The following is a 25,688-nucleotide window of genomic DNA, read 5'->3' as shown; positions in this document are numbered from 1 at the left end:
CTGTCGAGCCACTATTCGCTGATGAGCTTCTTCGGGTTGTCACGTTCACGCAGCACACATTGCATTTCCAAAGCCTCATCGAGGGTGAGCTGAAGCTCTTCATCCTTCCAGGGTTTGCTGATGTAGCGGAAAATGTACCCATCGCTGAGTGCCTGCGTGATCATGCTCATGTCGGCATAACCGGTCAGCAGGATATTCATGCAGTGCGGATCGCGCTTATGCACCTCACGGAGCAGGGTCGGGCCGTCCATGAACGGCATGCGCGCGTCGCAGACGATCAGGTCTATGGGGTGCAGTTCGAAAAGGCTCAGCGCCTGCGCGCCACTGGTGGCCAGCAGCAAATCGTAAGGCTTGCCACGCAGCAAGCGGCGCAGGCTGTTGAGGATACTTTCTTCGTCGTCCACCAGCATGACGGTGTAGCGTTTTTCGCTCAACTCGGTGGTGTTCATGCTCAGCATCCTTCAACGGCAGAGGTAGCGTGGGCCTGTACCTGGGGCTGACGTAACGGGAGCCACGCACGGAAGCAACTGCCCCGGCCCGGTTCACTTTCGACGGTGAGCCTTCCATGGTGCTTGACGATGATGCTGTACGACAGCGACAGGCCCAGGCCCGAGCCCATGCCTACCGGCTTGGTGGTGAAGAACGGTTCGAATATCCGGTTCTGGATGTCCAGCGGGATGCCGTGACCGTTGTCGACGACCTCGACGAACACACCGCCGTCTTCCCTGCCACTGTTGATGATGATTTCGCCATCAACGCCCACGGCATGGCTCGCATTGATGAGCAGATTCAAGAACACCTGATTGATCTGCGAGCCCATGCACTCGATAGGCTCGATATCGCCGTAGCGCTTGATCACCTGAGCCTTGAACTTGATCTCGTTCCAGATAACGTTGAGGGTGCTATCCAGCCCCTTGTGCAGATCGGCCAACTGCCATTCGTAGCTGTCGACATGGGAGAACTCGCGCAGGTCCTTGACGATACGAGTGACCCGGTCCAGCCCCTCGACCGACTCGACGATCAGCTCGTCGATGTCCTGCCGCATGAAGTCGTAATCCGCCTTGTCCCGCATGGCCGCAAGCTCGGGATGAGCCTGCGCATGTTTTTCGTCACTGGCCTGTTCGTAGGCGTCGAGCAATGCGAAAAGATCCACCAGGTAACGCCGCAGGCTGTTGACGTTGGAGCACACAAAGCCGATCGGGTTATTGATCTCGTGGGCCACGCCCGCCGCAAGCTGGCCAATCGCAGCCATTTTCTCGGACTGCAGCAACTGCGCCTGAGCCTCCTCAAGCCGTGCGATCAGCAGCGCCTGGGCGCTCTTTTCCTCTTCCAGCAACTCGTTGAGGTGCGTCAGTTCGAGTTGGCGGGCAGCGGTATCGGTCGTATCGCTTATCGCCAGGCCCACCCCCAGACTGCCGCCATCGGCGTCCTGCACCGGGAAGAACGTGCAGTTCTGATACATGTGCCCGACCAAGCCACTGATCGGCCGGGTGCTTTCGAAGTTGAACAGGTGCGGCCGTTGCTGCCAGGAGGTGAACGCAAAGTTTTGCAGCGTGACGACGCTGTTGATCTTCTGCCGGGTCCAGACCTCGGGCAGTTCCGGAAACACTTCGAACAGCGTGCGACCGACGAGCTCTTCGGCGCTGCGGCCGCTGTTGATGGACATGAAGTGGTTGGAGAACAGCACTTTGCAGTCATGGTCGACCAGCAGCACGCCCATGTTGATGGCCTTGAGCATCGACTCAAGGGTTTCCCGGGAAATTGCCTTGTTGTCTGTCATGAAGACGCCCCTTCAAAGCTCATAGAGCAAGCGATCGATGGCCCGGACCACAACGCCTGCTGTACGTTCGGTAATACAGATCAGCAGGTCGCAGGAGAATTGATGAGCCTGCACCTCGAAACGGATTTCCAACACCATCGCCAGGTGTTCGTTCAGGTTCAATTCATTCAGTGCGTTCGCGGACTCTTCTCTGTGGACCAGAATCGACGGCGCGTCATAACTCACTTGTATCGCCACCTGCTTGGCCAGGCCACTGATGCAGGCGCCGGACAGGATGTTGGTGACATCCAGCATCAGTTCTTCCTGCTGCGCAGGGCCGCCGTCGCTATAGCCGAGCAATTCGGCGAGCTTGTCGGCCCCCATGGAACCAAAGCAAACGAACACCTCTCCGCGCAACTCCCCCAGGAACGACTGGCGGGTGACGATCATGGAGCTTCGACGAAGATGGTCCGGAATCAACAGGTTGTCCTGCTCCCGGATCAGTGGGTGAATGAAAGGAACCGAAAGCGTAACCATGGTGTTGGTCAGCCGGGCCAGTCGTTCGGCGGCCTGCCCCATGGCAATGTTCATCAATTCCTGCAAGGCGTCACGTTGGTCTTCGGTTAGCGCGGCCAAGGTTTCCATCAAAGTACCCCTATGACGTGCAAGGCATTGAGTACAGCTTGCGCCGTAACCGGCTTGGCGACGAATGCAGCAGCGCCCAGATCGGATACGCGCTGCCTGGCCAGCGGCTGGATGTCGGCGCTGATCACCACGACAACCACATTCGCGTCCTCGCGCTTGAGCGCCTCAAGGGTCTGGAAGCCATCCATGACCGGCATGGTCAGATCGAGAAAAAGCAGGTCCACCAAACCGGCGTGATACGCCTCCATCACCTCGGCACCGTTACAGGCCTGGCGAACATCTTCGGTCAGTGATTCTGGCAGGGAACGCAAGACCAGCTTGCGGGACATGGATGAGTCATCAGCGATTAGGACTTTCATGATGCACTCCACATTATGAAGTGTCCTGCAGCCTCGGGAGGGGTCGCAGAAACGAAGATTCGCAAGAACCTTTTAATCACTCTAACCCGACATCTAGCAAAGAGCCATCATCCAATCCTGATATTGCGCGAGGGATTTTCGGAGCCTGTAGGGGTTTCCCTACAGGCCGCCAAAAAGTGTGGCTGCGTGACCTTCGCCCGGCATACCACCGGATCAACCGACGAGGCACATCGCGCCGGGCGCTGACCGCGCTACAGAGTGTAGGAAATACCCACTTGCACCGTGCGCGGCTCGCCAGGGTAGGCGTAGAAGTTCAAGAACGAGCCCTCTTCGTACTCGCGATTGAACAGGTTCTTCACGTCCAGGTTGAGCCTGACCTTTTCGTTGACCTTGTAGTAACCGAGCAGGTCTACGACCGTGTAGGCGTCCATCGCGAACGTGTTGTTGGCCGTCTGCCCGGCACGCTCGGCCACGTATTTGCCACCGGCGCCGAGGCCCAAGCCTTTGAGCGCGCCGTCCTGGAACTCATACACGTTGAGCAGGCTGAAGCTATTGCGCGGAATGTTGGCCAAACGCGTTCCGGTACGGACAGTGGTGTCCTTGGTGACGGCGGCATCCACATAGGCATAGCCGCCGATCATCCGCCACTCGGGCGTCAGGTTGCCGGCCACGTTCAGATCAAAGCCGCGGCTGCGGACCTGGCCCGTCGCAACATTGAAGGCGGAGTCAACGGGGTCGACACCCTGGACATTTTTCTTCTCGATCTGGTAGATCGCCGCATCGACGCTCAGCTGTCGGTCAAGCGCTTCCCACTTCACGCCCATCTCGTAGGACTTGCCCTTCTCCGGATCGAACCCGCCGCCCTGACGACTGGCGCCAGTGTTGGGCTTGAACGAGCGCGCGGCATCCGCGTAGAGCGCGACGGTGTCGGTGAGGTCATACATCACGCCGACGCGCGGGGTGACGGCGTTGTCGGCGGCGTTCCAGCTTCTGACACCGGGTACGTAGGACTCGTAATCGTGCTCGAAGCGCTCGAAGCGCGCACCGGCGAGGACTTTCAAGCGCTCGGTCAGTGCCACCTGGTCCTGAACGAAGGCCGCGTAGGTCTTGAGGTTTTCTTTATCGTGTGTCGGCGTGCGGGTCAGCGCCGGACGAGGCTGGCCGTAGACCGGGTTGTAGATATCGATCGGAAAGGTCCCCGCCACGGCGCTGGAACGCTGGATGATCGACTTGTAGTCGTAGTCTTCGTATTCGATGCCAGTGAGCAAGGTGTGATCAAAGCCGCCGGTGGAAAAGTGCCCGGTCAGGTTGAGTTGGTAGTCCTTGTCGGTCCATTCCAGCTTGCGGTAGTTGAAGTTGCGCTGAAGTGTGCGGCCATCGGCATCCAGGCTGGTCGCGCCGTTGGCCTCGACACCATTGCCCTTCATCGTCCCGTCCAGCCACTGGAAACCACCGCCCAGGGTCCAGTTGTCGTTGAGCAGATGTTCGAAGCGCAACTGGGCCATGTTGTTATCGTTGTGCAGGTCACCGGCGTACTTCTCACCCCAGAAGGTGTCACGGGACGGCGTCCCGCGCTGGTTGGCGAAGCGTGTCAGGCCGCGATCCAGCGGGCGATTGTTACGCATGAAGTCGCCTTCGAAGATCACCTTGGTGGCGTCATTGGCCTGCCAGGTCAACACCGGGGTCACGCCGTAGCGTTCGCTCGAGACATGGTCGCGGAAGGTGTCGCCGCCCTCGCCCACCACGTTCAGACGATAGGCCAGCGCGCCTTGCTCATCCAGCGGGCCGGACGCATCGAGGGTGCCGCGCTTCATGCCCTGATCATTCAATTGGCTACCCAGCGTGACCGTGGGCTCGGCCAGCGGCTGCTTGGATACCACGTTGAAGGTGCCACCGGGATCGCCACGGCCATACAGCATGGTCGCCGGCCCGCGCAGCACTTCAAGGCGCTCGATGCTGTTGGCGTCGGGCATGCTCGGGTAGCCGCGGTTGATCGGGAAACCGTTGCGGTAGAACTCGGCAGTGGTAAAGCCTCGCACGGTGAAGCTGGTAAGCCCTTGCCCGCCGAAGTTGTTCGCCCGGCCGACGCCGCCCGCGTAGTCCAGGGCCTCCTGCAGGCGAGTCGCACCAATGTCCTCGACCACGTCCTTGGGCACTACGCTGATGGACTGCGGCGTTTCATGAATCGAAGTGTCGGTACGGGTCGCACTGGCTGAACGTGTCGCGCGGTAGCCCTTGACCGGCCCTTGAGCCGTCTCGTAGTCCATTTCGCCGGTGACCGTGGTCGCCTGCAACTCGAGGCTGGGTTGTTCAGAGGCGGCAACCTGCGCCCAGGCAAAAGGAGTAAACGCCTGAAGCACGCAGAGGGAAATCAGGGTGTGACGCATGGATGTTGGACCTCATGAATGAGCCGACGCGCAGGCAAACCTGCCAAGAATTCGCGGCGCATGATATACCAAACCATTCGCGTATGACATGTATTCTCATTAACTGCTTTTCGCGTATCAGCTTTGTATCAACCGCGTAAAAATCCAGGCAAAAAAAACCACTCGTTAGAGTGGTTCGCTTTTGCCATGGCCGCCTGCCACGGCAGTGCTGGCGCTTGCCTTCATGGGCCGGGAGTCGTGAGGCTGGCGAGAAAGTCAGCGACCAGCCGGTTGAACGTCTCGCCCTGATCGTCGTGGACATAGTGACTGGCGTGCGCGACTTCCACCGTCTGCACCTGCCGATTGCTGTCACGCATCGCCTGCAGCGTCGCGGTGGGCAGGAAGTCCGAACGCCCGCCACGAATGAACAGCGTCGGGCAGTCCAAGGCCCGCACCGCCGGCCACAGGTCGGTCGGCTCGATGCTCAGGCGCGCCTCGGCGATGCCTTGCTGATCGTGCCGCCAGCTGATCAGCCCTTCGTGCGCTTTCATCGAATGCGCCAGCCTGGAAGCGAGGCCCTGCTCTGACAAACCCGGGCGCGACGCCTGCCAGAAAGCGCGGGCGCTCGCCCAGCTGTCGAAGTGCAACGGCGTCTGGCTCATTTCACGGCGAATACGCGCCGCGCCGTCGCCCTGGCTCGAAGAGCCGGGACCGATGTCTTCGATGATCAGCCCGTGCAAACGCCCTGGGTTTTGCCGTGCATATTCAAGGGCATTGGCGCCACCCAGCGAATGCCCCAGCAACACGAAGCGTTGCAAACCGAGGTGGGCGACAAAGTCCTCCACATCCTCCACATAAGATTGCGTGTGGTAGCTGCTCGGCGTGGCCCAATCGCTCAACCCGCGACCGCGCTGGTCCAGGGCGTAAACGCAGTAACCAGGGCCCAACGCCTGCACCAGCGACTCCCAGGTCTGCGCATAGGCCCGCAAGCCGTGCAGCAGAACCAGAGGCACGCCGCTCGGCGCGCCCCATTGCAGAAAATGCAGGCGCAAGCCTGTGCGATTAGTAAAAAAACAGCTGGCAGGCGACATCGTTGTGCTCCATGAAGGCTGGGCTTGGGCCGGCTTAGAAACGATCGAAACGATACGGGCTCGGATCGATGATCGGGGTATGCCCGCTGACGATATCCGCCGCCAGATGGCCGGCCGCCGGCGAGGTACCGAAACCGTGCCCCGAGAAACCGGTGGCGACGGTCAACCCGGGAATTTGCGCGACCGGCCCAATCACCGGGTTCGAGTCCGGCGTCACGTCGATGGTGCCCGCCCAGGCCTGGGCAATCCGCGCCTGCTCGAATACCGGCCAGGCGGCCTTGAGGTTGTTCATCGCATCGTTGTTGAGCCGCGGGTTGGCGGCCGGGTCCTGCACCCGTACCCGTTCGAACGGGCTGACACTGTCGGCCGACCAACGCCGGGCCAGCGCCAGGTCGTTAAAGAAATACTTGCCCAGCGACACGTTCAACACGCTGCGCTGCGCGCGAAACTGCGGCATGTATTGCTTGGCGAGCAACAGGTGATCGAGGGTCAGGTAGGCGTCCAATTTGCCGCGTTGGGTAATGATGAAACCGCCGTCCTTATGCTTGCGAAAGGAAAAGTCCGGCGCGCCTACGGCGATTTCCGTAGGCCCATCCATCGGATGCGTGCGCAGCACCGAACAGGTCAAGGCCAAGGTCGGCAACGCCACGCCGAGGTTGCCCAAAAAGCGCCGCGACCACATCCCCCCGGCCAGCAATACCTGATCGCAGCGAATCTCACCCTTTTCAGTGACCACCCCACTGACCTTACCGGCGGACATCTGCAGTGTACGCACCGCACACTGCTCGATGATCACCACGCCCTTGGCCATGGCCGCCTTGGCGATCGCACTGCTGGCCAGGGTCGGCTCGGCCCGCGCATCGGATGGCGTAAAGATACCGCCGGCCCAGTCAGCCACGCCGCCCGGCACCCGTTGCGCGATCTCGCGCTGGCTCAGCAACCGCGAGTCGAGGGACAGATGTTCGACCGATTTCAGCCAGCTTTCATGCATCGCCATCTGCGCCTCGTTGCCGCCCAGGAACATGATGCCCTCTTGCCGATACCCGACGTCGGCGCCGACCCGCTCAGGCATCTGCGCCCACAAGCGATCTGCGGCGAGGGCCAAGGGGATATCGGCGGCGTGCCGGCTGGTCTTGCGTACCCAGCCGAGGTTGCGTGAGGACTGCTCGCCGGCGATACGGCCTTTTTCCAGCACCACCACCGCGATATTGCGTTCGGCCAATGTCAGCGCAGCCGTCAAGCCGATAATCCCGCCGCCAATGATGACGACGGACGTCGCGAAGGGGAACGTGGTTGACGTGTTCACGGGCGCTATAGTCGGGGCCATGATCAAGACTCTGTGAGCGATTGAGGTCGGCCGCGCAAGCGCACGGCCGCGTAGCGGTCATTGCGACAGGCGGATGACTTCGACCTGCGCCTTGGAGGCGTTGCGATAGGCCGTCACTTCCAGTTCCACCTTGTAGACCGTCGAGCCCAACGGCGGGCAGGTCACGGTACTTGCCGGATCGACACCACGAAACTTCTCGCCGATCAGGCCCATGACCGCCGGAACGTCCTTGGGGTCCTGGATGAACACCCGCGAGCACACCACATCGGCCAGGCTGGCGTCGACGGCGGCGAGGGCCGTTTCGATGTTGGCGAATACCTGATGCGTCTGTTCGAGGATGTCCTCGGGGATCAACTTGGTTTGCGGGTTGCGGCCTGCGGTATTGGAGACATAGATCCAGTTGTCCACCACCACCAGGCGTGAATAGCTGGCTTGGTCTTCAAACGGGGAACCGGTCTTGAGCTTGATGATTTTGGTCATGTCGTTGCCTCTTCAGATGGATAAGGGTGGCTTAGCGCAACGCGGGGGTTTCCCACAGATTCAGTTTCACGCCGATGCCTTTTGCGATGGCATTGCGGTACACCACCGTGCCCCAGGCCACGTCTTCCACGGGCATGCCGCCCACCGACATGATGATGATCTCTTCATCGTTCCGGCGGCCCTGGGCATCGCCGGCAACGATCTTGCCGATGTCTTCGAGCTCGTCGCGCTGCATCTTGCCTTCGGCGATCATGTCCATGAACCGCACACCGATCACCGGCACGCAGTGGTGCGCGGGCTTGGGCAATTCTTCGAACCAGGCTTCATAGAGGCCGGTGTTATCCAGCACCTTGCGCACCTCGGAGCTCTCCATGCCTTCATCCAGGGAGCAGGACGCCGGCATCGCCATGAAGGCGCCCGGTTTGACCCACTCACGCTTAACGATTGGGTAGTTCGAGGGGTCGCCGACCTCACCGGAGCTACAATAAGTAACAAGGTCGGCGTCGCGGACCACATCTTCGAGGGTGTCGACGACTTTTATCGTGGTCACCTGTGGGTAGGTTTGCTTTACCCAGGCAATAAAATCGTTGAGGCTTTTCTCGCCGCGCCCCTTGATCTTCAAGGTATCGATCTGCGGGCACACCGCGATGAAAGCGGCCAGCGTGGTCTTGCCCATCACCCCCGGGCCCAGCAGGCCGACGACTTTGGCATCCTTGCGGGCCAGGTGGCGCGCGCCCACGCCGGGAATCGCGCCGGTGCGATACGCCGACAGCAGGTTGGCCGACATGTGCGCCAGCGGTGCGCCCGTGTCGGGGTCGTTGAGCGTGAACATCAGGATCGAGCGCGGCAGGCCTTTGTCGCGGTTGGCGATATTGGAGCCGTACCACTTCACGCCGGCGGTGCAGAAGTTGCCGCCCAGGTAGGCCGGCATCGCCATCATGCGTCGGTCAGCGGTGGGTTTGGGCATGTTCGGGAATGGTGATTCCTTGGGGAAAATCACCATCGCGCCGTGGGAATCGTTGTTCGGGCCCGCCATGCGGTAGTCGCCGATATACAGCAGGCCGAACATCTCTTCCATGGTGTCGACACAGGCAAGCATGTCGGTGACGCCAGCGCGGATCATGTCCTGCTCGGACAGGTAGATGAAGTCTATTTTTGTAGTCGTGGACATAATTATTCTCGGGCTGAAGGTGATATCGCTGCGGTAGGCGCGGCTCCCACGCTGTCGAGTCCGAGTATCGGGCTGGGCTTATCGGCGGTATTGTAAATTTCGGACATCGGCGCTTGCCGCGGGCACCTGAGTTGGCGCGATAAATGCCTGAATATTCGCGCATATTGCCAATCGAAGGTTCCGTCATGGTCAACCTGTGTGCGCCGAGGCCGCGGCACCCAACCGCCTACGAACAGCCCTGGTTCGTACTCAACTCATCGCGGTATTCGGTGATGCCTTCCGAACACCCGGCGATCTCGCATTTCTATGCCTTCGATGTCGCCCAATCGACCGACGTGCTGGCGGTGCCGGATGGCTGCGTGGACATCGTTTTCGACTGCGATGCCACACGTCCCACCGTGCGAATCTGCGGCACGCCGCTGGAGGCGCAGCGCGTCGAACTGCACCAGCATCATCACTACTTTGGCGTGCGCTTTTCACCGGGGGTCATTCCAGGCTTCATCAATGTGCTGGCCGCGGACCTGACCGAACAGGAGCTGGATCTGCTCAAGGTCTCGGGGTTTGCCCAGCGCATGTTCGAGAACATCGTGCAAACCCCACGGCTGGAAGAGCAGATGAGGCTGTTCAATGACTACCTGGCCCCGCGCCTGATGGGCAGGACCTCGAAACTGACGGCGATGGTGATTCAACAGGCCCTGGTGCATCGCGGTGACCTGCGCATTCAGCAGCTTGAAGACCTCAGCGGCTACACCAGCCGCACCATCCATCGCCAGTTCAGCCAGGACACCGGCATGTCGCCGAAGATCTTTTGCCGCATCATTCGCTGCCAGGCGGCCCTGGAAACATTGAACACCCAGCACGATGTATCCTTCTCGGAACTGGCGCTGGACCTGGGCTTCTCCGATCAGTCACACTTCCTGCGCGACTTCAAGAAGCTGGTCAGTACGACACCCTGTGACTACCAGCGCAAGATTGTGCAGAACGCCTACAGCGACCGCATCAGCTTCGCCTGAACGCGCCGCATCAGGCAGCGTTCACCCCCCTCCCCCGCGCGACGAAAAATAAACCTGCGTCTCCATCATTTCTCCATAAAACCTACGCTGAAAGTGCATGCTTGCCGTGCATCATCCAACCCGTTGCCAGAAAACCGCGCGCCGTTGCAGCATGGCCCGGTAGCACAGGGCACATCGACCGAGCAGAACATGACCGAATCACTCGTTGCATCAACCGCTAATCAGGCACTGATCCTGATCGCCGAAGACGAACCGGAAATCGCCGATATCCTCACGGCCTATCTCAAACGCGCCGGCTTTCAAACCGCGCATGCGCAGGATGGCCGTCGCGCACTCGAACTGCATCAAACGCTCAAGCCCGACCTGGTGCTGCTCGATGTACTGATGCCGAAACTGGATGGCTGGATGGTACTGGCGGAGGTTCGTCACCGCGGCAACACGCCGGTCATCATGCTGACCGCACAGGACCAGGACGTGGACAAACTCATGGGGCTGCGTATTGGCGCCGACGATTACATCGTCAAGCCGTTCAACCCGGCCGAGGTCGTCGCCAGAACCCAGGCGGTGCTGCGCCGCTGCATCGACAATGGCTATTTGACGGGGCGCAGCGTGCTGCGCGTGGACGCCTTCGAAATCGACATCGACAACCATGACGTGAGCGTCAGCATCGATGGGCAGAAACACCCATTGAACCTGACCGTGACCGAATTCAAGTTACTCGCGCAATTGGCAAAGGCGCCCCGGCGCGTGTTCAGCCGCGCCGAGTTGCTGGCCCTCTGTTCGCCCGAGAGCGACAGCCTGGAGCGCACGGTCGACAGCCATATCAGCAAATTGCGCAGGAAAATCGAGGACCTCGGACTGCAAGGCGTACCGGCCAGTATCCGCGGGGTCGGCTACCGGTTCGGGAGCCTGCCATGAAAGGCGCCAACAGCTTGAGTCGGCAGATTATCCTGTCGATGTCGGCCGTGGTCCTGTGTGTGATAACCCTGGCGATTGTCGGGACCTATGTCTTTTATGGGTTGCTGTGGTCGTTTGCTCCGCTGAGCGACGCGGAAATGGATGAGTGGCTGCCCAGCGGCATGGAGTGGGCCTGGATGAGCCTGATCACCTGCGTCAGCCTGGGCGTCGGCGTCGCAGCGGCGATCAAGTTGTCCCGGCGCATTCTGATGCCCTTGAACTCGGTGGCGGCCAGCCTGCGCAGGCTGGCCGATGGCGACCTGGATGCCCGCGCAGTGGCGCCGGATCAATCCTTGGGCGAAGCCGCCTTATTAGTGGATGACTTCAACAGCATGGCCAACCGATTGAAACGCATGGCCGAAGAACAGGCGTTCTGGAACGCAGCGATCGCCCATGAGTTGCGCACGCCGCTGACCATCTTGCGCGGCCGCCTGCAGGGGCTGGCCGAAGGTGTGTTCGAACCGGACACCGCGCAGTTCTATAGCCTGCTGACGCAAGTGGAAGGGTTGACGCGCCTGGTTGAAGACTTGCGCGTGGTCGGCCTGGGAGACAGCGGCTACCTCAAGCTCGAACCCGACTACGCCGACCTGGCCGCCGACCTGGAAGCCGAAGCACGGTTGTTCGAATCGAGCTTGCGCAGCGCCGGCTTCGTGCTGCACCTGGACCTGCTCAAAGGCCCGATACGCTGTGACCGCGCGCGGATTCGCCAGGCGTTGCTGGCGCTGCTGGACAACATCCGCCGGCATGCGACGCCGGGCAACGTCTGGGTGCAACTCGGCAGCCAACGCTCGCGCAACTTCCTGAGAGTCACGGATGAGGGGCCGGGGGTGGATGATGCGTTCGCGACGCATATTTTCGATGCGTTCCAGCGCGGCGAAAGTTCTCGCTCCCGTGCCCAGGGAGGCAGTGGGCTGGGCCTGGCCGTGGTGCGCGCGATTGCCATCGCCCATGGCGGCACGGTGAGCTGTCGGACATCGATTAATGGCGGCACCGTGTTTGAACTCAGTTGGCCAACAACAACGCAAAGCCTGGATACCTACACGGAGTCTACTGAGGTGTAACTGCATATAACGCCAAACCCGCTTGAATATTCAAACCGACAAAGGTGATGGCATGCGCCTCTCTATTTTTATAGTTAATAGAGCCACGAAATATCGCCACTTTGCCTTATTGAACTCACAAGGACGTTGTATCGCGTTCAAGAGCTGCGAAAGGATGCCAACTCAGGGCGAATGGGTCGAAGTCACAGCAATCAATCTTGCCTGGTTCAATCAAACCCTTCCAGGCCACGGGCGCCGGGACAATGAAGCAACACCTGGCAAATGACGTTCAATGTTTTACGCGGACAACTGTTATGCCGACTCTGCATTCCGCTCGCCCCCTTGTTGACTCCAAACAGCTGGAAGCGTCACTGACGCTCTACACACTCAAACTGCGAAAGTTGCAGCGCTTCTGGATTCCCCTGCAGAAGTACGCGCCGCATTGCGTATTGGCGTTGTGGTTGATGGGTGTGTGCGCGTCGTTGATCACACAGTCTTATTGTCACTGGCTGATTGCAGCGCCGGCCATTTGCATATTGATCGCCCTGGAAATCGTTATCGAAGAAGTGCAGATCAATTTGTTATTGATGACCGAGGAGGCGCGCTATCTGCTCGGCGTCGCCCGCGGTATCTATCCTCCCATGATGCGCTCGACAGGTGGCCCATGCCGTCCGTAACCCCTAGGATTGTGCTCGAAGAAAGCAAAAAGCTCGGTCAGCAATCCGCCAGCCAGACCCTCAAGGCCATTGCCAGGGCCTACCCCGGCAAGCTGTTCGCGACCTTGTCGCTGGTGGCGCTGGAAAATGCACTGCTGCTCGCCTACCCGCTGTTTGCCGGGTTTGCCGTGGACTCAATCATCCGTGGCGATGCCGCCAGCGCATTGCTCTATGCCGGCGTGGTGCTGGGGTTCTGGGTGGTGGGGGCGGCGCGGCGCGCGCTGGATACGCGCACCTTTACGCGCATCTACGCCGATCTTGCGGTGCCGGTGATCCTCAATCAGCGCCTGGAACGCCAGAGCACGTCCAAGGCGGCGGCGCGGGTGGTGCTGGCGCGGGACTTTGTCGACTTTTTCGAGAAGCACGTGCCGATCATCGCCACCGCGCTGGTCTCGATCATTGGCGCGGCCGGCATGTTGCTGGTGATCGAGCCATGGGTTGGCGTGGCATGCCTGCTCGCGCTGCTGCTGTGCGTCACCGTGATGCCCGGCTTCGCCCGGCGTAACCAGCGCTTGCATGAGCGCTTGAACAATCGCCTGGAAAAGGAAATCGGCATGGTGGAAGCCGTCGGCGCGCATACCCTGCACCGTCATTATCACCTGCTGTCGCGACTGCGCATCCGCTTGTCGGACCGTGAGGCCATCGCCTTCCTGTTCATTGGCATCCTGGCGGCGCTGCTGTTTGTGGTTGCCATCACGCAACTGGCATTGTCGCCGGCCGTAAAAGCCGGGCATATCTATGCGGTGATGACTTACCTGTGGACTTTCGTCAGTTGCCTGGATGAAGCCCCCTCGATGATCGACCAACTGGCGCGGCTCAAGGACATCGGCAAGCGCGTGAACCCCGGGCTTGGCGAAGCGGCGGACTGATCACGCATCAGCGCTCGGCCCTGCGCGTTTCCGAGGGCGACTCGCCAAACAATTCGCGGTAATGCGCCGCGAAGTGACTCAGGTGAAAAAAGCCCATGGCCACGGCGACCTCACCGACGTTTTTCTCGCTGGCCGCGGTCGCGATCAACCGCCGCCGGACCGCGTTGAGGCGCAGATTGCGCAGGTACTCGACCGGGCGCAGGCCGGTCACCGCCTGAAAACTGTTCTGCAGGGTCCTGCGGCTGACGCGCAATTGCTCGCACAGATCGAGGATGCTCAATGGAGTATCGCCGCTGGCAACGATCAACTCCTGGCAACGCCGGACCAGGTAGGCACTGACGGCGAAATTGCCGCGCCGGCAACGCACCTCGTCGCTGGCATGGGTGAACAGGTCCAGGAAGGTGCCGAGCAGCTCATCTTCCAGGATCTTTTCCGAAACGGCGCTGATCGCGTCGGTATGTTCCAAAAGGTGACGAAACAACGGGTGAATACGCTGGTGTATACGCAGCAGTAACGCCTCATCCACACGCAGCTGAGACACGGTGGTCAGGCGTTTAAGCTGCTCGCCGGATAATTCGAAAGCCGCCAGTTTGGCAAAGCGTACCGCGTCGACGTTGATCGCGAAAAAATGCGTACCTTCCGGAGCATGCAATACGAACTCCTCCGAATCGCGCAGCAGCACCACGCTCTGCGCGTCCACTTGCTGCCCTTGCACCACCGGCGAGCTGCCCAATGACATGGCGGCGCACAACCGGCCTTTGGGCGAGGAACCATGCTGCACCACTCGCTTGTCCAGCACCTCCTGGAAAATCTGGAAGCGATCGCAGGACAACTGGCGCAGTTCACTGGTGAGGCAGCCACGGCCCAGTTGGTCGTAGATCTGCTGCCAGCCCTGGATCGAGCCGGCGTGCTGTTGAGGATCATTGAAGGTTCGGACTTCAGCGAGCATATTCGTCGTTCCTCGGCGGCCTGTGTCTGGTCATTGGCCTGAAGGGGGCTCAGTCATCCCTGACGGCAGCTGGCATTCACACGGGCACAGTGTCCGCCTGGAAAACCAAAGCCAGTTCCGTGCCAAGCATCTGCAGACGATAGGTTCCCGGCTGTATATCGATCGGTGCCAGCAACGCGCCCGACAGCACCACCTGCCCAGCCTCGATACGGTGACCGTCCGCCAGGAGCCGGCGCACCAACCAGCACAGATTGAACAGGGGGTTGTCTTCCCGAGCCTGCGTATCGCCGCTGCCCAGGTGAACCCCTTCGTGCTCCAGACGATAGGGCACGCAGGTATGCTGTTGCGGCTCGAACGGCGACCTCGGCCCCACACAGTAAAGCCCCGCCGCCGCGTTATCGGCGAGGAAGGCGCCAAGCCCGAAACGCCAGCCTTGCCACCGGCAGTCGGCGATTTCGAACGCGGGCGACACCTCGGCGATGGCCGTCAGAATGTCCTGGTCGCGGTAGTCCCCCGGCGCCAACGCGTGCCCGAAGACGAACGCCAGTTCGACCTCCAGCTTGGGCTGGATCAGCCGCGCCAACGGCACCGCACTCCCCGGCTCAACCTGCATCGCCTCCGTGAGGCCGCCGTACACCGGTTCGTCGAGAGCAAAGCGTGCTTGCGCGGCTCGGCCAGCGAAGGCGACCTTCCAGCCGCTCGGTTTCTCCCCGGCGGCCACGCGTCGCTCCAGGGTCTGGCGCAACAGCGCGTAGCCTTGCTGCCGGTCCAGCGCCTGCGGTGCCAAAGGCGCTATGGCATGAGCGCTGAGCCTCGCTTGGCGCAGTTGGCCGAGTACATCGTCGGGCGTGCTCATGACAGTTGCTCCGCCAGCTTGCGCAATACACCGTCCAGCCGCTCTGGGGTGGTAATGGCCGCGACAAAGCGGTCCGGACGCACCACGACGATGCAGTCGCGCACCTTGGAGAACCACTCGCCCAGCCGGTTATCCACGTCCTCCACACTGATCGCGTCCATCGCCGTCAGCGGCTGGTTGCGCCCCACGCCGCTGCGCGAACGGTTGACCTGGATAAAGCGCGTGTTCCAACGCGCCCAATACGCGGCCATGTCCTCGCTCAGTGGCGCCCGGGGATTGGTACGGTAACCCAGCACGGCATACGAGTTGCCCAGCATGTCGTCGAGGCGCCGACGTTGGCCCTGGGCATCTTCGATATAAGGCTGCACGAACAGTTGCCCGACCAGATCGTCTTCGCGCAGCTCGGCACGCTCGTGATAGACCAGGCCTTGGGTGATGGTGGCCTTGGGTTTGAACTTGAATTCCAAGAGGTGCGAGCGCAGGTTGTCGACACTGTTGACCGCCTGGAACAGCCAGTCGCGCACGCCGGCCATCAGCGGGTTGGTCAACCCCAGCACGGCGCCCATGTTGTCGGCCAGCGCCACCAGCTCGGTGGCGTGGCCGCGGCGTTCCTGGTCGTAGCTGGCGAGGATCGACGGCGCCGCGCGGCCCTGAATGATCGCCGCCAGTTTCCAGGCCACGTTGGCCACGTCGCGCAGGCCGGAATTGAGCCCCTGCCCGGCCCAGGGCGGCGAAATATGCGCCGCATCGCCGACCAGCGCGACCCGCCCCTGGACGAACCGCGCCGCAACGCGGGAGTGGTGGGTGTAAGCGCGGATCCGGATGACGTTCAACTGATCCACGGCCGCGCCGATATGGCCGCGGATCAGTTCACGAATCGTCGCCTCGTCGCACATCTTCGCTTCGTCTTCGCCCTCCAGCAGCATGAACTCCCAGCGCCGCTGCTGATAAGGCAGGTAGATGCACACGAAGGGCCGTTGCGGATCGGCATGCAGGGCGGTGTACGGCGCATCCAGGGTGTCGTTGGCCGTATCGACCACCACCCATTTGCGCGGATGCGTGAGCCCGAGCAGTTCGACGCCCAACTGTTTGCGCACGGTGGAACGCCCGCCGTCGGCGCCAATCACATAGTCGGCCTGCAATTGGTAGAGCTCGCCGTGGGCATCGCGCACCTGCAAGGTCACGCCCTGCTCGTCCTGCTCCAGTTCGAGCAGTTCATGGCCCTGGCGCAATTGGACGCTGGCGTGCTGCACGAGATGTTCGCGCAGGGTGCCTTCGAGCAATTGCTGCATGAAGATGTTCCGCATCGGCCAACCATACTGCGCGACGCTCGGCTTGACCTCGGCGAAACACACGCCACGCGCGTTGTAATAGCGCAGCGGTACATCGCAGATCATGTCACGTGCGGCCAGCTCGGCAATGCCGATCCCCTGCAGCACGCGCAGCGCTTCATCGTCCATGCCGACTGCGCGGGGATAAGGCAGGATGCCGTCGGCCAGTTCAAGGACGACGCAGTCGATACCGTACATCCCCATATAGTGTGCGGCGGTGATCCCGTTCGGGCCGCCGCCGACAATGACCACCTGGGTTTTGTCCTGCTTCATCGCTAGTCACCGCTTTCTTGTTGTGGTTTTGATCGGATGCCACGCAAGGCCTTGCGCCCGGGCTCAGTGCAGCCCGTCGAGACCTTGCACATCCGCCGCCTGCAAACCGCCGAGCCGTGCATGCAGGCGTCCGCGCGTGGCGAAGGCCCAGATCACAACGATCTCGTCCGGCGAAGGACCGTCACCGAACATCAGCGACATGCTGTCGTAATGGGAGCGCACATACAGCGCGTCCTTGTGAGCCAATGGCACGTCAATGGTCGAACCCGGACCGCCACGTTTGCCAGTGGACGGCACCCACGACTTGCCACCACCCAGCGCGACACGGATCGGATCGGCGGCAGGGTTGGTCAGGAACGCGTTGCCGTGCTCGTACTCGCCCTCGGTGCCCACCAGGATAGCCTTGCCGTAGCTGACAATCTCGTGCTCGCCGGCCAGTGCGTTGATGCGCCGGCCGAACTCTTCGCCCAGCAACGGCGAGTCGTCCACCAATGCATCCAGCGTCTGGCTGAAGCGGCCGGCATAGGGGTTGGCAATCACTGCGGCGATGGCGTACTTGTACACAGGTTCGCCATCGGCCAACTGGCCGGTTTCGTTGGCCAGGGTTTCTTCAATGAAGCTGTACCATTTACGGATGTGATAGCTGGCGAAATTCGCGGTTTTCATCAGAGCTGCCTCTATTCAAAGTGGGTCGAGTTTAAAATTCCGGCTCGGCGCGCCGGCGGCCTTGAAGCGGGCCTTGCCAAGTGCGTCGTCGTGCTCGGTCTCGAGAAAGAATTCCATGCGATTACAATCCGGATCGTGGAAATACACGCCATGGCCGATTTCGTGATCGGTGATTTTTACCACCTCGACGCCTTTGCTCAGCAACATGCCGTAGAGCTGGCGCAGGGTGGTCATGTCGCCGGCGATTTCCAATCCGTAGTGCTGCAACCCCAACCCGCCCTGATGGGCGCCGGGTTCGGCACGAATCAACGCAATGTCGTGGTGCTTGGTGCCAAACGCCATCATCACCCAGCTCTCGCCACGGGCACTTTCGTGCATACCCAGGATGTCGGCGTACCAAAGTGCTGACACATCTGGATCACTCACCCATAGCGATAAGTGAGTACGAAGGACTTCGACTTTCATCACGCACTACCTCAGTTTTTCTTGACGATGGATTGATGCCCCGCCTTGATCTGCGCCACGGCGGGGGTCCACAGCACGTCAGCGATCTCACTGAATTCGCGCCACTGCTTCTGCCAGCCGTCACCGCCGTTCTCGGAGGTGAACAAATGGCCGTACTTGGTGCCCGCCACGATTTGCCGAGGGTTCGCCGGGTTGAAGGCGATAGCCCACACACAGGAATTGGGCTGTTGCGGCAGCGGCAACACCTGCCAACTGAGCGCGGCATCATGGGAGACCAGGATCTTGCTGGTGGTGCCCGGCGTGCCGTCGGAGATGCTCAGGTACAGCGTATCCTGCGTGCCCAATGGCGCACTCATGGCGCGCGCGTAGTACAGGCCAAACGCTTCGCGGGCGACGATGCCGGTCCAGGTCAGCCCTTCATCGAGGCTGCGGTAAACCGCATTGACGCAAACCACCACGATGACTTTCTCACCGTGATTGGGCAGGACCAGGATGTTGTGGATGTCCGAGTTGAAGTCCCACAGCAGCCGATCATCGACGCGCATCCAGCTTTCGCCGCCGTTACGCGAATGGAACAGCCCGCCCTCCTCGAGGCCGAACCACACCTGGTTGCGGTCGGTGGGGTCGTAGGCGAAGGCCAGCAACCGTGGACGACTGACGCCATCACAGAACTCCGGGATTTCCACCGGCGCGCGATCCCAGCTCAGGCCGCCGTCCAGGGTGCGCCATAGCTCGGCGCGCGAAGGCGCACCGGTGCCGACGAATATCCGCAGAGCATCCTGCGGGTCGACCGCCACCTTCCACACGGTCTGCCCGTTGAACGGCGTGTCGACCTGCTGCCAATGGCCGCCCGTGTCGTGGCTGACGCACAAACCAATGTCGGTGCCGGCATAAATCACGTCCGGCGTGCCAGGGTGAAAGCTCAGCGAACGGGTGATCGCATCGAACTCCAGATCCTGCCCGAGGCCGAGACGATGCCAACTGCGGCCATCGTCGGCGCTACGGATCACGGCCTGGCCGACGGTGGCGACTAATAGGGTTCCGTTACTCATCGCAGTTACTCCTCAGATGAAGATGCCACGGGTCAGGCCGCCGTCGATGCCGATGGATTCACCGGTCACCGCGCCAGCCTTGGGGGACGCCAGGAAGCCGATCAGCCAGCCCATTTCAATGGGCGCCAGCGTGCGGCGAATCGGCGTTGCGTCGATGTAGCCCTGCTCGACCTGCTCCGGGGTCTTGCCCTGCTTGATCCCTTCGCGCTCGTACAGCTCGCGGATGTGCGGGGTGTCGACCACGCCCGGGTGGATCAGGTTGACCGTGATGCCAAACGCGCCCAACTGGTCGGAGAGGGTTTTGGTCATGTGCGCGATCGCCAGGTTGCGCATCCCCGAGAGGACTTTGCTGCTGCGCCCGGTGAGGCCGCCGATGTTGATGATGCGACCGAAGCCACCCGCCTTCATGTGCGGGGTCACGGCCTTGGCACAGCGGAAGTAGCCGATCACTTTGGTGTTGAGGTCCGACAGCAACTCGTCGTCGCCGGCATGCTCGATGTCATTGCGCACCACGCCCGACGGCGCCGCGGCACCGTTGACCAGGATGTCGATGCGGCCGAAGTGCTTGTGCGCGGCGGCGACCATTTCCGACACGGCCGACATATCGTTGGTGTCGCAGAACAGCGGCAGTACTTCGTTGCCGGTCTGCGCGCTGATCTCTTCGGCGGCCAGCTGGAGAAACGCCATGCGCCGCGCACAGATCACCACCTTGCAGCCTTCTTCGGACAGAAAGCGCGCAACTTCCTTGCCGATGCCCATGCCACCTCCGGTGACGATTGCCACGCGGCCTTTCAATTCCAGATCCATAGCAGTTCCTCTTGTGATTATTCTGTTCAGCCGAGATCGACAAACACACTTTTGGTCTCGGTGTAGGCGTCGATAACGTTCTTGCCCATTTCCCGGCCCCAGCCGGATTGCTTGTAGCCGCCGAACGGCGAAGCCGCATCGACCACGTTCCAACAGTTGATCCACACCGAACCGGCCTGGAGCTGCGCCGCCAGGCGGTGCGCCGAGCGCAAGTCGCGGGTCCACAGGCCGGCGGCCAGGCCATAGGGCGAGTCGTTGGCGCGCAACACCAGGTCATCGACGTCGGTCCAGCTCATGACGGTGAGCACCGGGCCGAAGATCTCTTCGCGGGCCACGCAGGCACGCTCGGCACGATCGAGGAACACGCTCGGCTGGATGAAGTGCCCGCGTTCCAGGTGCTCGGGGCGGCCGCCGCCGCAAATCAGTTCGGCGCCCTCCTCCTGGCCGCGCTGCAGGTAGCCCTTGACCGTATCCAGCTGCCGCGCGGACACCAGCGGGCCCATGCTGTTGGTCGGGTCCAGGCCGTTGCCGAGGACATGGGCGGCAGCGTGGCGCTGCAGTTCTTCAAGCACCTGATCCAGCACGCTGGCGTGTACGTACAGACGCGATGCCGCCGTACACACCTGGCCCTGGTTGTAGAAAATCCCATCGGCGGCGCCCTTGGCGGCGCGCACGATGTCGGCGTCGGGCAAGATGATGTTCGGTGATTTGCCGCCCAGCTCCAGCGAGACCTTCTTCATGTTGCCGGTGGCCGCCTGGGCGATCAGCCGCCCGACCTGGGTCGAGCCGGTGAAGGCGATCTTGTCCACGTCAGGATGCTGCGCCAGCGGTGCGCCGGTCTCGGCGCCCAGGCCGGTGATCAGGTTGACCACACCCGGCGGGAAGCCCGCCGCCTCGATCAACTGCACCAGCCGGATCGCCACCAGCGGCGTCTGCTCGGCGGGCTTGAGCACCGCCACACAGCCGGTGGCCAGCGCCGGGCCGAGCTTCCACACGCACATGTTCAACGGGAAGTTCCACGGCACGATCAAGGCGCAGACGCCCACCGGCTCGCGCAACGTGTAGTTGAGCATCGGTGCGCCGCTGGCCGGCGATACCGGCAGCGTGCTGCCTTCGATCTTGGTCGGCCAACCGGCGAAGTAACGAAGGATGCTGGCCGCGCTGGCCGCCTCGGCGCGTGCGTTGGCAATCGGCTTGCCGTTTTCCAGGGTGATCAGTTGCGCCAGCTCTTCGCGGTGCTGGTCGAGCAAGTCCGCCAGGCGAAACAGCAACACGCCGCGCTGGGCCGGTGACTGCTGCGCCCAAGCCCCCGTGAATGCGGCGCGGGCGGCGGCTACGGCGGCATCCACATCGCGCTCGTCGCTGCGCGCGACTTCCGTGAGTGTTTCTTCCGTGGCGGGGTTCTCCACGGCAAACCGGCGACCGCTGGCCGCGTCTTGCCAGGTACCGCCGATGAACAGACGGCCGGGTTGAGACAGGAACGCCTGGACGGCGGGTAACACGTCAAGCTGATTCATCATCGACTCCTTCACAGTGCCATTTCGATCAGGCAAGGGCCCGCATCGGCGGCGGCATTGGCCAGCGCCCGTTGCAGTTCGGCATTGGTGTGTACGGTACGGGCCGGCACGCCGTAGCCGGTGGCCAGGGCTTTCCAGTCGATCCGCGGACGGTCCAGCACGGTCAGGCTGAGGGCTTGCGGGTCGAGTTCGGTCATGCCGAAACGGCGCAGTTCGTTCTGCAGGATCGCGTAACGGTGGTTGGCGGCGATCAGGATCACCACCGGCAATTGCTCGCGGGCGATGCTCCACAGGGTTTGAATGGTGTACTGCGCGCTGCCGTCCGATTGCAGGCAAAACACCCGGGTACCGGGCTCCGCCAGCGCGGCGCCGAACCCGACCGGAATGCCCTGGCCAATCGCGCCGCCGGTGTTGGTCAACACACGGTGCCGCGCCGCACTGGCGGAGGCGGTGAAAAACGGATAGCCGCAAGTGCCCCCTTCGACCGAGACAATGCAGTCGTCCGGCAGCGCTGCGGCCAACACTTGGCCGACCGACTGCGGCGTCAACGCGGCCTCGCCTGGCGGCAGCTCGATCCCCCGCGGGGTCGGCACATAAGCCGGTGCATTCAGCGCGTCGGCCAGCGCGGTCAACGCCCCGGCCACGTCGTCGCCGACGTCGGCCAGCGACAGCAAGCGCTCACGTTCGGCCAGCCGCGACGGAATGCCTTCGTAGCCGAAGTAACTGATGGGTTCCGGGACACCGGCACAGACCACCTTGTCGTACTGCTCGAGGATCTCGATGGCCACTTCCGGGAAGTACGGCAGGCGGTCCAGGTCCGGCAAGCCGCCGCCCCGGTAGCTGAGCCGGGGAAAGGTTTCGGCGAACAGCCGCACGCCGGGCAATTGCGCCAGACGCCCTGCCGCTTCCAGGCCGGCAACCGACAAGCCTTGATCACCGACGATGAAGACCAGCCGCTGACCATCACGCAAGGCCTGCGCGACCGCTTCGATACGGTCGCCGGCAAAGCGGCGGATCGGCGCCTGCATCCGCGTGAACACACCGTTGTGCGTCACCGCGGCGGCTTGCAGGTCCATCGGCAGGATCAGGCTGGCGATCTGGCCCTTGGCTTGCCAGGCGGCACGCACGGCTTCCTGCAGGTCCTCACCGATCGCCGAGGCGGTGCGCGACGTGCGAACCCAACCGGACACGGTGCCGGCCAGGGCCTGGATATCGCTGGCCAGGGGCGGGTCGTAGTTGACGTGCCATGAGGCGTGGTCACCGATCACATTGACGATAGGCGTGTTGGCGCGCCGCGCGTTGTGCAGGTTGGCGATGCCATTGGCAAACCCCGGGCCCAGGTGAGTCAGCGTCATCGCGGGCTTGCCGGCGACGCGGCCGTAACCGTCCGCCGCTCCGGTACAGACGCCTTCGAACAACGACAACACCGGCTTGAGGGCGGGCGCGCTGGCCATGGCCGCCACCAGCGGGATCTCCGTGGTTCCCGGGTTGGCGAAGCAGTACTCGATACCGCTTGCCGCTGCCGCATTCACTATCAGTTGCGCACCATTCATTATCAGCCCTCTCGCTTGAGCATCTTCTTTGATGAGATTTATCACACATAAAAACACATCAAACAAGCTGTTTTTTACCATTTGTCTCTACTTATGAGATAAATGCCAATTAATCGGTTATGAAAAGTGCTGCGACGATTGCTTTTTCGCTTAACTGCGATAGGGTGGCGTGACGGCCCCCCATCGGGCCGGCCGTCTTTTCAGCGCGGGCGGGCGTGCCTATAGTGCTCACCCGCGTGCCATCCCCTTTTCTAGGAACGAAATGAGCAGTCTGAGCAAGTTGTTGAGTGTCCTGGACCTGTTCGGTCCGCAGACGTTGAAGATCGATCCGGACACCATCGCCGAGCGCATGGGCCTGTCGCGCGCCACCGTGTATCGCTACGTCAAGGACCTGTGTGACGCCGGCCTGCTGACCCGCGTGGATGCCGGCAGCTACGGCCTGGGGCCGCGCGTGATCGAACTGGACTGGATGATGCGCCAGTACGACCCCATCCTCCTCGCCGGGCGCGAGCTGATGCACGAACTGTCCGCCCAGACCGGCCTGGCCGTGTTCGCCAGCGTTTTTTATGACGGGCGCATCATCAACACCTACATCGCCGAACCCAGCGACACCTACCACTTCTCCTTTGGCCGCGGACACCCGCTGCCGTTTTTTCGCGGCGCGCAATCCAAGGTGCTGATCGCCTTTCAGAAAGGTCGACGCTTGCAACGCCTGTTCGAAGAACACATGGCCAACGACCCGGACAGCCCATACGACTGGGCCAGCTTCTCCAAGGCCGCGAAAAAGATCCGCAAGGACGGCTACTGCCTGACCCACGACGAACTCAACCTGGGCCTGACCGGCATCGCCGCGCCCATCATCCGGCCGGATATGGACGAGGTGGTTGGCAGTCTGTCCGCCGTCGGCAGCAGCCAGAGCTTCAAGCTGCTACGTCAGGAAACCGTGATCGAAATGGTGATGGACACCACACGGCGAATTGCCGAAAACATGCGCAACCCACCGAGCGCCCCCGCGTCCTGAGGGTCAGGAACGCGACGGCCGTCAACCTCAGAACGGCACCGCGACCGTGAATTGGCTGTACAGGTTGGTGCCATTGCCGACCGTCTGGTTGCCGCCGCTGGTGGAGTCCTGCTTCGGCTTGTAGAGGCCGATCAGCGGCGTGACGATCAGGTGCGGGTTGACGGCCCACTCGACGTAGACGTCCAGCTCCCGCGCATCGAGGTTCAGCGCATTGCTTTTGCGCAACGTGTCGAAGTCGAAGTACAGCGCGCCGACCGTCAGGTTCTCCAATGGCGTTGCCTTGAGACCGACGTGATGGATACCGGTGTTGCTGTTGAACGGGCCGGCATAGTTGGAGGCCACCTCGCCCTGGAACCAGGTGCCGTAACCCGTGCTGAGCCCGGTGAACAGCGGGTCCCATTTTTGCGAATAGCGCGTGTAGCGGTAGGTCAGCTTCGGCGCCCAGGCGATGTCGGCAAAGGTGTAGCCGGCTTCGCCGTACCAGGCTTTTTCAGGCCCGGCGTCTTTGTCCTGCCAGGCATACTCGAATGCCAGGCTGACGTTCGGCAGCCCGGCATCGCCTTCGCCGCGCACGCTGTAGACGTTCATACCCTTGCGCTGGCGCTGAAAATCGCTGGCCCAGCGCTCGTTCACATCGATGCCATGCACCCAGGTCAACCCCAGAGTGCCGGGCTTGGCGGTGTAATCCAGGGTGCCGGCGGCCAGTTCGGTTTCCGCCTGGGCGCGGTTGTCGGACTTGAGCCACAACACGCTGCCATGCACGCCCTCCTGCCCGCCCAGGCGCAGGACCGCGGTTTGATCGAAGGCATGCCGCGCCGCCAGGTAAAAGGCCCCGCCACGGTTCAGCGCGCCATCCGCCGGGCCCTTGCCCAGGTTCGGCCCGTCGTCGTTGATCAGGAAACCACGACCGATCTTGACCACCTGGCGCCCACCGGAAATATCCACACCGTCCTTGCCCAGTGCCGGAAACAGGTCGCCGGAACGCCAACCGAGGTAAGCGTCTTCAATTTTCGTGGTGTGTTCGGTGCCGAGGGTATTGCCGGCCGGATCACCGTCGCCCCAGGTCGCGGAACTGACCAGCGCGAACGCGCCATAGGCCGTGCCTTTGCCTGCCAGGGCCTGGTCGCCGCTCAAGCCGTATTTGATGAAGCCTTCGCGCCAGGTCGAACCGCCCGGGGCGCCGTCATAGTTTTTGCGACTGTTGAACTGACCGAATACGGCGGTCATATCGGCGTTCAGATGCCGGCTCTCGTCGCTGTAAACCTCATAGGCATGGGCCTGGCCGACGGCGCAAAGCGCCAATGTGGCAGCCAGGGTGCTGCGGCGAAAGGGAGGGGATGGATACCGCATGGTTGAAACTCCTTGAGGTGCACCTTCAAAGGCTGTCTTAGGTATTCGCATAACA

25 protein-coding genes are annotated in these 25,688 nt (G+C 62.0%); 6 read left to right on the top strand and 19 right to left on the bottom strand.

The window, feature by feature from the left end:
* Positions 1 to 11: 11 nt before the first annotated feature.
* The 9 genes from LQ249_RS11300 to LQ249_RS11260 form a co-directional block, all read right to left on the bottom strand.
* Positions 12 to 449: a response regulator gene (locus tag LQ249_RS11300; RefSeq protein ID WP_017846987.1), complete on the bottom strand. Its 438-nt coding sequence runs from the start codon at positions 447 to 449 to the stop codon at positions 12 to 14.
* A 2-nt stretch (positions 450 to 451) separates the two neighbouring features.
* Positions 452 to 1,780, bottom strand: coding sequence for an ATP-binding protein (locus LQ249_RS11295; protein ID WP_017846986.1), 1,329 nt, complete (start codon positions 1,778 to 1,780; stop codon positions 452 to 454).
* Positions 1,781 to 1,792: 12 nt separating this feature from the next.
* Complete coding sequence (locus LQ249_RS11290) at positions 1,793 to 2,404, bottom strand: chemotaxis protein CheC (protein WP_046384059.1); 612 nt, start codon at positions 2,402 to 2,404, stop codon at positions 1,793 to 1,795.
* Positions 2,404 to 2,763, bottom strand: a complete 360-nt coding sequence (locus LQ249_RS11285) for a response regulator (protein WP_017846984.1) — start codon at positions 2,761 to 2,763, stop codon at positions 2,404 to 2,406. The genes LQ249_RS11290 and LQ249_RS11285 overlap by 1 nt, the downstream gene beginning before the upstream one ends.
* A 251-nt stretch (positions 2,764 to 3,014) precedes the next feature.
* The gene (locus LQ249_RS11280; protein WP_169864794.1) at positions 3,015 to 5,150 is read right to left on the bottom strand and encodes a TonB-dependent siderophore receptor; all 2,136 of its coding nucleotides are present in this window, start codon (positions 5,148 to 5,150) and stop codon (positions 3,015 to 3,017) included.
* Between the two features lie 221 nt (positions 5,151 to 5,371).
* The gene (locus tag LQ249_RS11275) at positions 5,372 to 6,220 is read right to left on the bottom strand and encodes an alpha/beta fold hydrolase (RefSeq protein ID WP_169881450.1); all 849 of its coding nucleotides are present in this window, start codon (positions 6,218 to 6,220) and stop codon (positions 5,372 to 5,374) included.
* 34 nt (positions 6,221 to 6,254) lie between these two features.
* The gene (locus LQ249_RS11270) at positions 6,255 to 7,547 is read right to left on the bottom strand and encodes an NAD(P)/FAD-dependent oxidoreductase (RefSeq protein ID WP_232566460.1); all 1,293 of its coding nucleotides are present in this window, start codon (positions 7,545 to 7,547) and stop codon (positions 6,255 to 6,257) included.
* Between the two features lie 57 nt (positions 7,548 to 7,604).
* A complete protein-coding gene (locus LQ249_RS11265; protein WP_017846980.1) occupies positions 7,605 to 8,027 on the bottom strand; it encodes a RidA family protein in 423 nt (140 codons plus the stop codon).
* Between the two features lie 31 nt (positions 8,028 to 8,058).
* On the bottom strand, positions 8,059 to 9,198 hold the full coding sequence (locus LQ249_RS11260; RefSeq protein WP_026140023.1) for a tyramine oxidase subunit B: 1,140 nt from the start codon (positions 9,196 to 9,198) through the stop codon (positions 8,059 to 8,061).
* Positions 9,199 to 9,383: 185 nt separating this feature from the next.
* Between LQ249_RS11260 and LQ249_RS11255 the strand changes: the two genes are divergently transcribed.
* The 5 genes from LQ249_RS11255 (at position 9,384) to LQ249_RS11235 (ending at position 13,793) form a co-directional block, all read left to right on the top strand.
* Positions 9,384 to 10,211 (top strand): AraC family transcriptional regulator, encoded by an 828-nt coding sequence (locus LQ249_RS11255; protein ID WP_026140022.1) that lies wholly within the window; start codon positions 9,384 to 9,386, stop codon positions 10,209 to 10,211.
* Positions 10,212 to 10,400: 189 nt separating this feature from the next.
* Positions 10,401 to 11,129, top strand: a complete 729-nt coding sequence (locus tag LQ249_RS11250) for a response regulator (protein ID WP_046384079.1) — start codon at positions 10,401 to 10,403, stop codon at positions 11,127 to 11,129.
* Positions 11,126 to 12,229 (top strand): ATP-binding protein, encoded by a 1,104-nt coding sequence (locus LQ249_RS11245; protein WP_046384080.1) that lies wholly within the window; start codon positions 11,126 to 11,128, stop codon positions 12,227 to 12,229. Before LQ249_RS11250 ends, LQ249_RS11245 begins: the two co-directional genes overlap by 4 nt.
* A gap of 293 nt (positions 12,230 to 12,522) precedes the next feature.
* Positions 12,523 to 12,885 (top strand): hypothetical protein, encoded by a 363-nt coding sequence (locus tag LQ249_RS11240; RefSeq protein ID WP_232566459.1) that lies wholly within the window; start codon positions 12,523 to 12,525, stop codon positions 12,883 to 12,885.
* Entirely contained in the window at positions 12,873 to 13,793 is a 921-nt protein-coding gene (locus LQ249_RS11235) for an ABC transporter six-transmembrane domain-containing protein (RefSeq protein ID WP_046384082.1), read from the top strand. The genes LQ249_RS11240 and LQ249_RS11235 overlap by 13 nt, the downstream gene beginning before the upstream one ends.
* Positions 13,794 to 13,800: 7 nt before the next feature.
* On the opposite strand, the gene LQ249_RS11230 is transcribed toward LQ249_RS11235, so the two are convergent.
* The 9 genes from LQ249_RS11230 to LQ249_RS11190 form a co-directional block, all read right to left on the bottom strand.
* Positions 13,801 to 14,742: a helix-turn-helix domain-containing protein gene (locus tag LQ249_RS11230; RefSeq protein ID WP_046384083.1), complete on the bottom strand. Its 942-nt coding sequence runs from the start codon at positions 14,740 to 14,742 to the stop codon at positions 13,801 to 13,803.
* 76 nt (positions 14,743 to 14,818) lie between these two features.
* Positions 14,819 to 15,598 (bottom strand): 2-keto-4-pentenoate hydratase, encoded by a 780-nt coding sequence (locus tag LQ249_RS11225; RefSeq protein ID WP_232566458.1) that lies wholly within the window; start codon positions 15,596 to 15,598, stop codon positions 14,819 to 14,821.
* Positions 15,595 to 17,202 (bottom strand): bifunctional 3-(3-hydroxy-phenyl)propionate/3-hydroxycinnamic acid hydroxylase, encoded by a 1,608-nt coding sequence (locus tag LQ249_RS11220; RefSeq protein WP_046384085.1) that lies wholly within the window; start codon positions 17,200 to 17,202, stop codon positions 15,595 to 15,597. Before LQ249_RS11220 ends, LQ249_RS11225 begins: the two co-directional genes overlap by 4 nt.
* Before the next feature lie 63 nt (positions 17,203 to 17,265).
* Positions 17,266 to 17,868 carry an amino acid synthesis family protein gene (locus LQ249_RS11215; RefSeq protein WP_046384086.1) on the bottom strand — a complete coding sequence of 201 codons (603 nt, stop codon included), beginning with the start codon at positions 17,866 to 17,868 and terminating at the stop codon, positions 17,266 to 17,268.
* 15 nt (positions 17,869 to 17,883) lie between these two features.
* Positions 17,884 to 18,333 carry a VOC family protein gene (locus tag LQ249_RS11210; RefSeq protein WP_046384087.1) on the bottom strand — a complete coding sequence of 150 codons (450 nt, stop codon included), beginning with the start codon at positions 18,331 to 18,333 and terminating at the stop codon, positions 17,884 to 17,886.
* An 11-nt stretch (positions 18,334 to 18,344) separates the two neighbouring features.
* Positions 18,345 to 19,385, bottom strand: coding sequence for a WD40/YVTN/BNR-like repeat-containing protein (locus tag LQ249_RS11205; protein WP_046384088.1), 1,041 nt, complete (start codon positions 19,383 to 19,385; stop codon positions 18,345 to 18,347).
* Between the two features lie 12 nt (positions 19,386 to 19,397).
* Positions 19,398 to 20,192 (bottom strand): SDR family NAD(P)-dependent oxidoreductase, encoded by a 795-nt coding sequence (locus LQ249_RS11200; RefSeq protein ID WP_017846967.1) that lies wholly within the window; start codon positions 20,190 to 20,192, stop codon positions 19,398 to 19,400.
* 26 nt (positions 20,193 to 20,218) lie between these two features.
* Positions 20,219 to 21,709, bottom strand: coding sequence for an aldehyde dehydrogenase family protein (locus tag LQ249_RS11195; protein WP_128192041.1), 1,491 nt, complete (start codon positions 21,707 to 21,709; stop codon positions 20,219 to 20,221).
* A gap of 11 nt (positions 21,710 to 21,720) precedes the next feature.
* Entirely contained in the window at positions 21,721 to 23,262 is a 1,542-nt protein-coding gene (locus tag LQ249_RS11190) for an acetolactate synthase large subunit (RefSeq protein WP_046384090.1), read from the bottom strand.
* A 262-nt stretch (positions 23,263 to 23,524) separates the two neighbouring features.
* Here LQ249_RS11190 and LQ249_RS11185 point away from each other — a divergent pair, with 262 nt between their 5' ends.
* Positions 23,525 to 24,283, top strand: coding sequence for an IclR family transcriptional regulator (locus LQ249_RS11185; RefSeq protein WP_046384091.1), 759 nt, complete (start codon positions 23,525 to 23,527; stop codon positions 24,281 to 24,283).
* Between the two features lie 27 nt (positions 24,284 to 24,310).
* Here the strand turns inward: LQ249_RS11185 and LQ249_RS11180 are convergent, their stop codons facing one another.
* Positions 24,311 to 25,633 (bottom strand): hypothetical protein, encoded by a 1,323-nt coding sequence (locus LQ249_RS11180; protein ID WP_057004877.1) that lies wholly within the window; start codon positions 25,631 to 25,633, stop codon positions 24,311 to 24,313.
* Positions 25,634 to 25,688 lie beyond the last annotated feature (55 nt).

It is taken from the genome of Pseudomonas sp. 7-41, from assembly GCF_021233075.1.
Taxonomy (GTDB): domain Bacteria; phylum Pseudomonadota; class Gammaproteobacteria; order Pseudomonadales; family Pseudomonadaceae; genus Aquipseudomonas; species Aquipseudomonas veronii.
The sequence above is the reverse complement of the archived record's forward strand: the minus strand, read 5'-3'. Positions and strand labels throughout refer to the sequence as shown.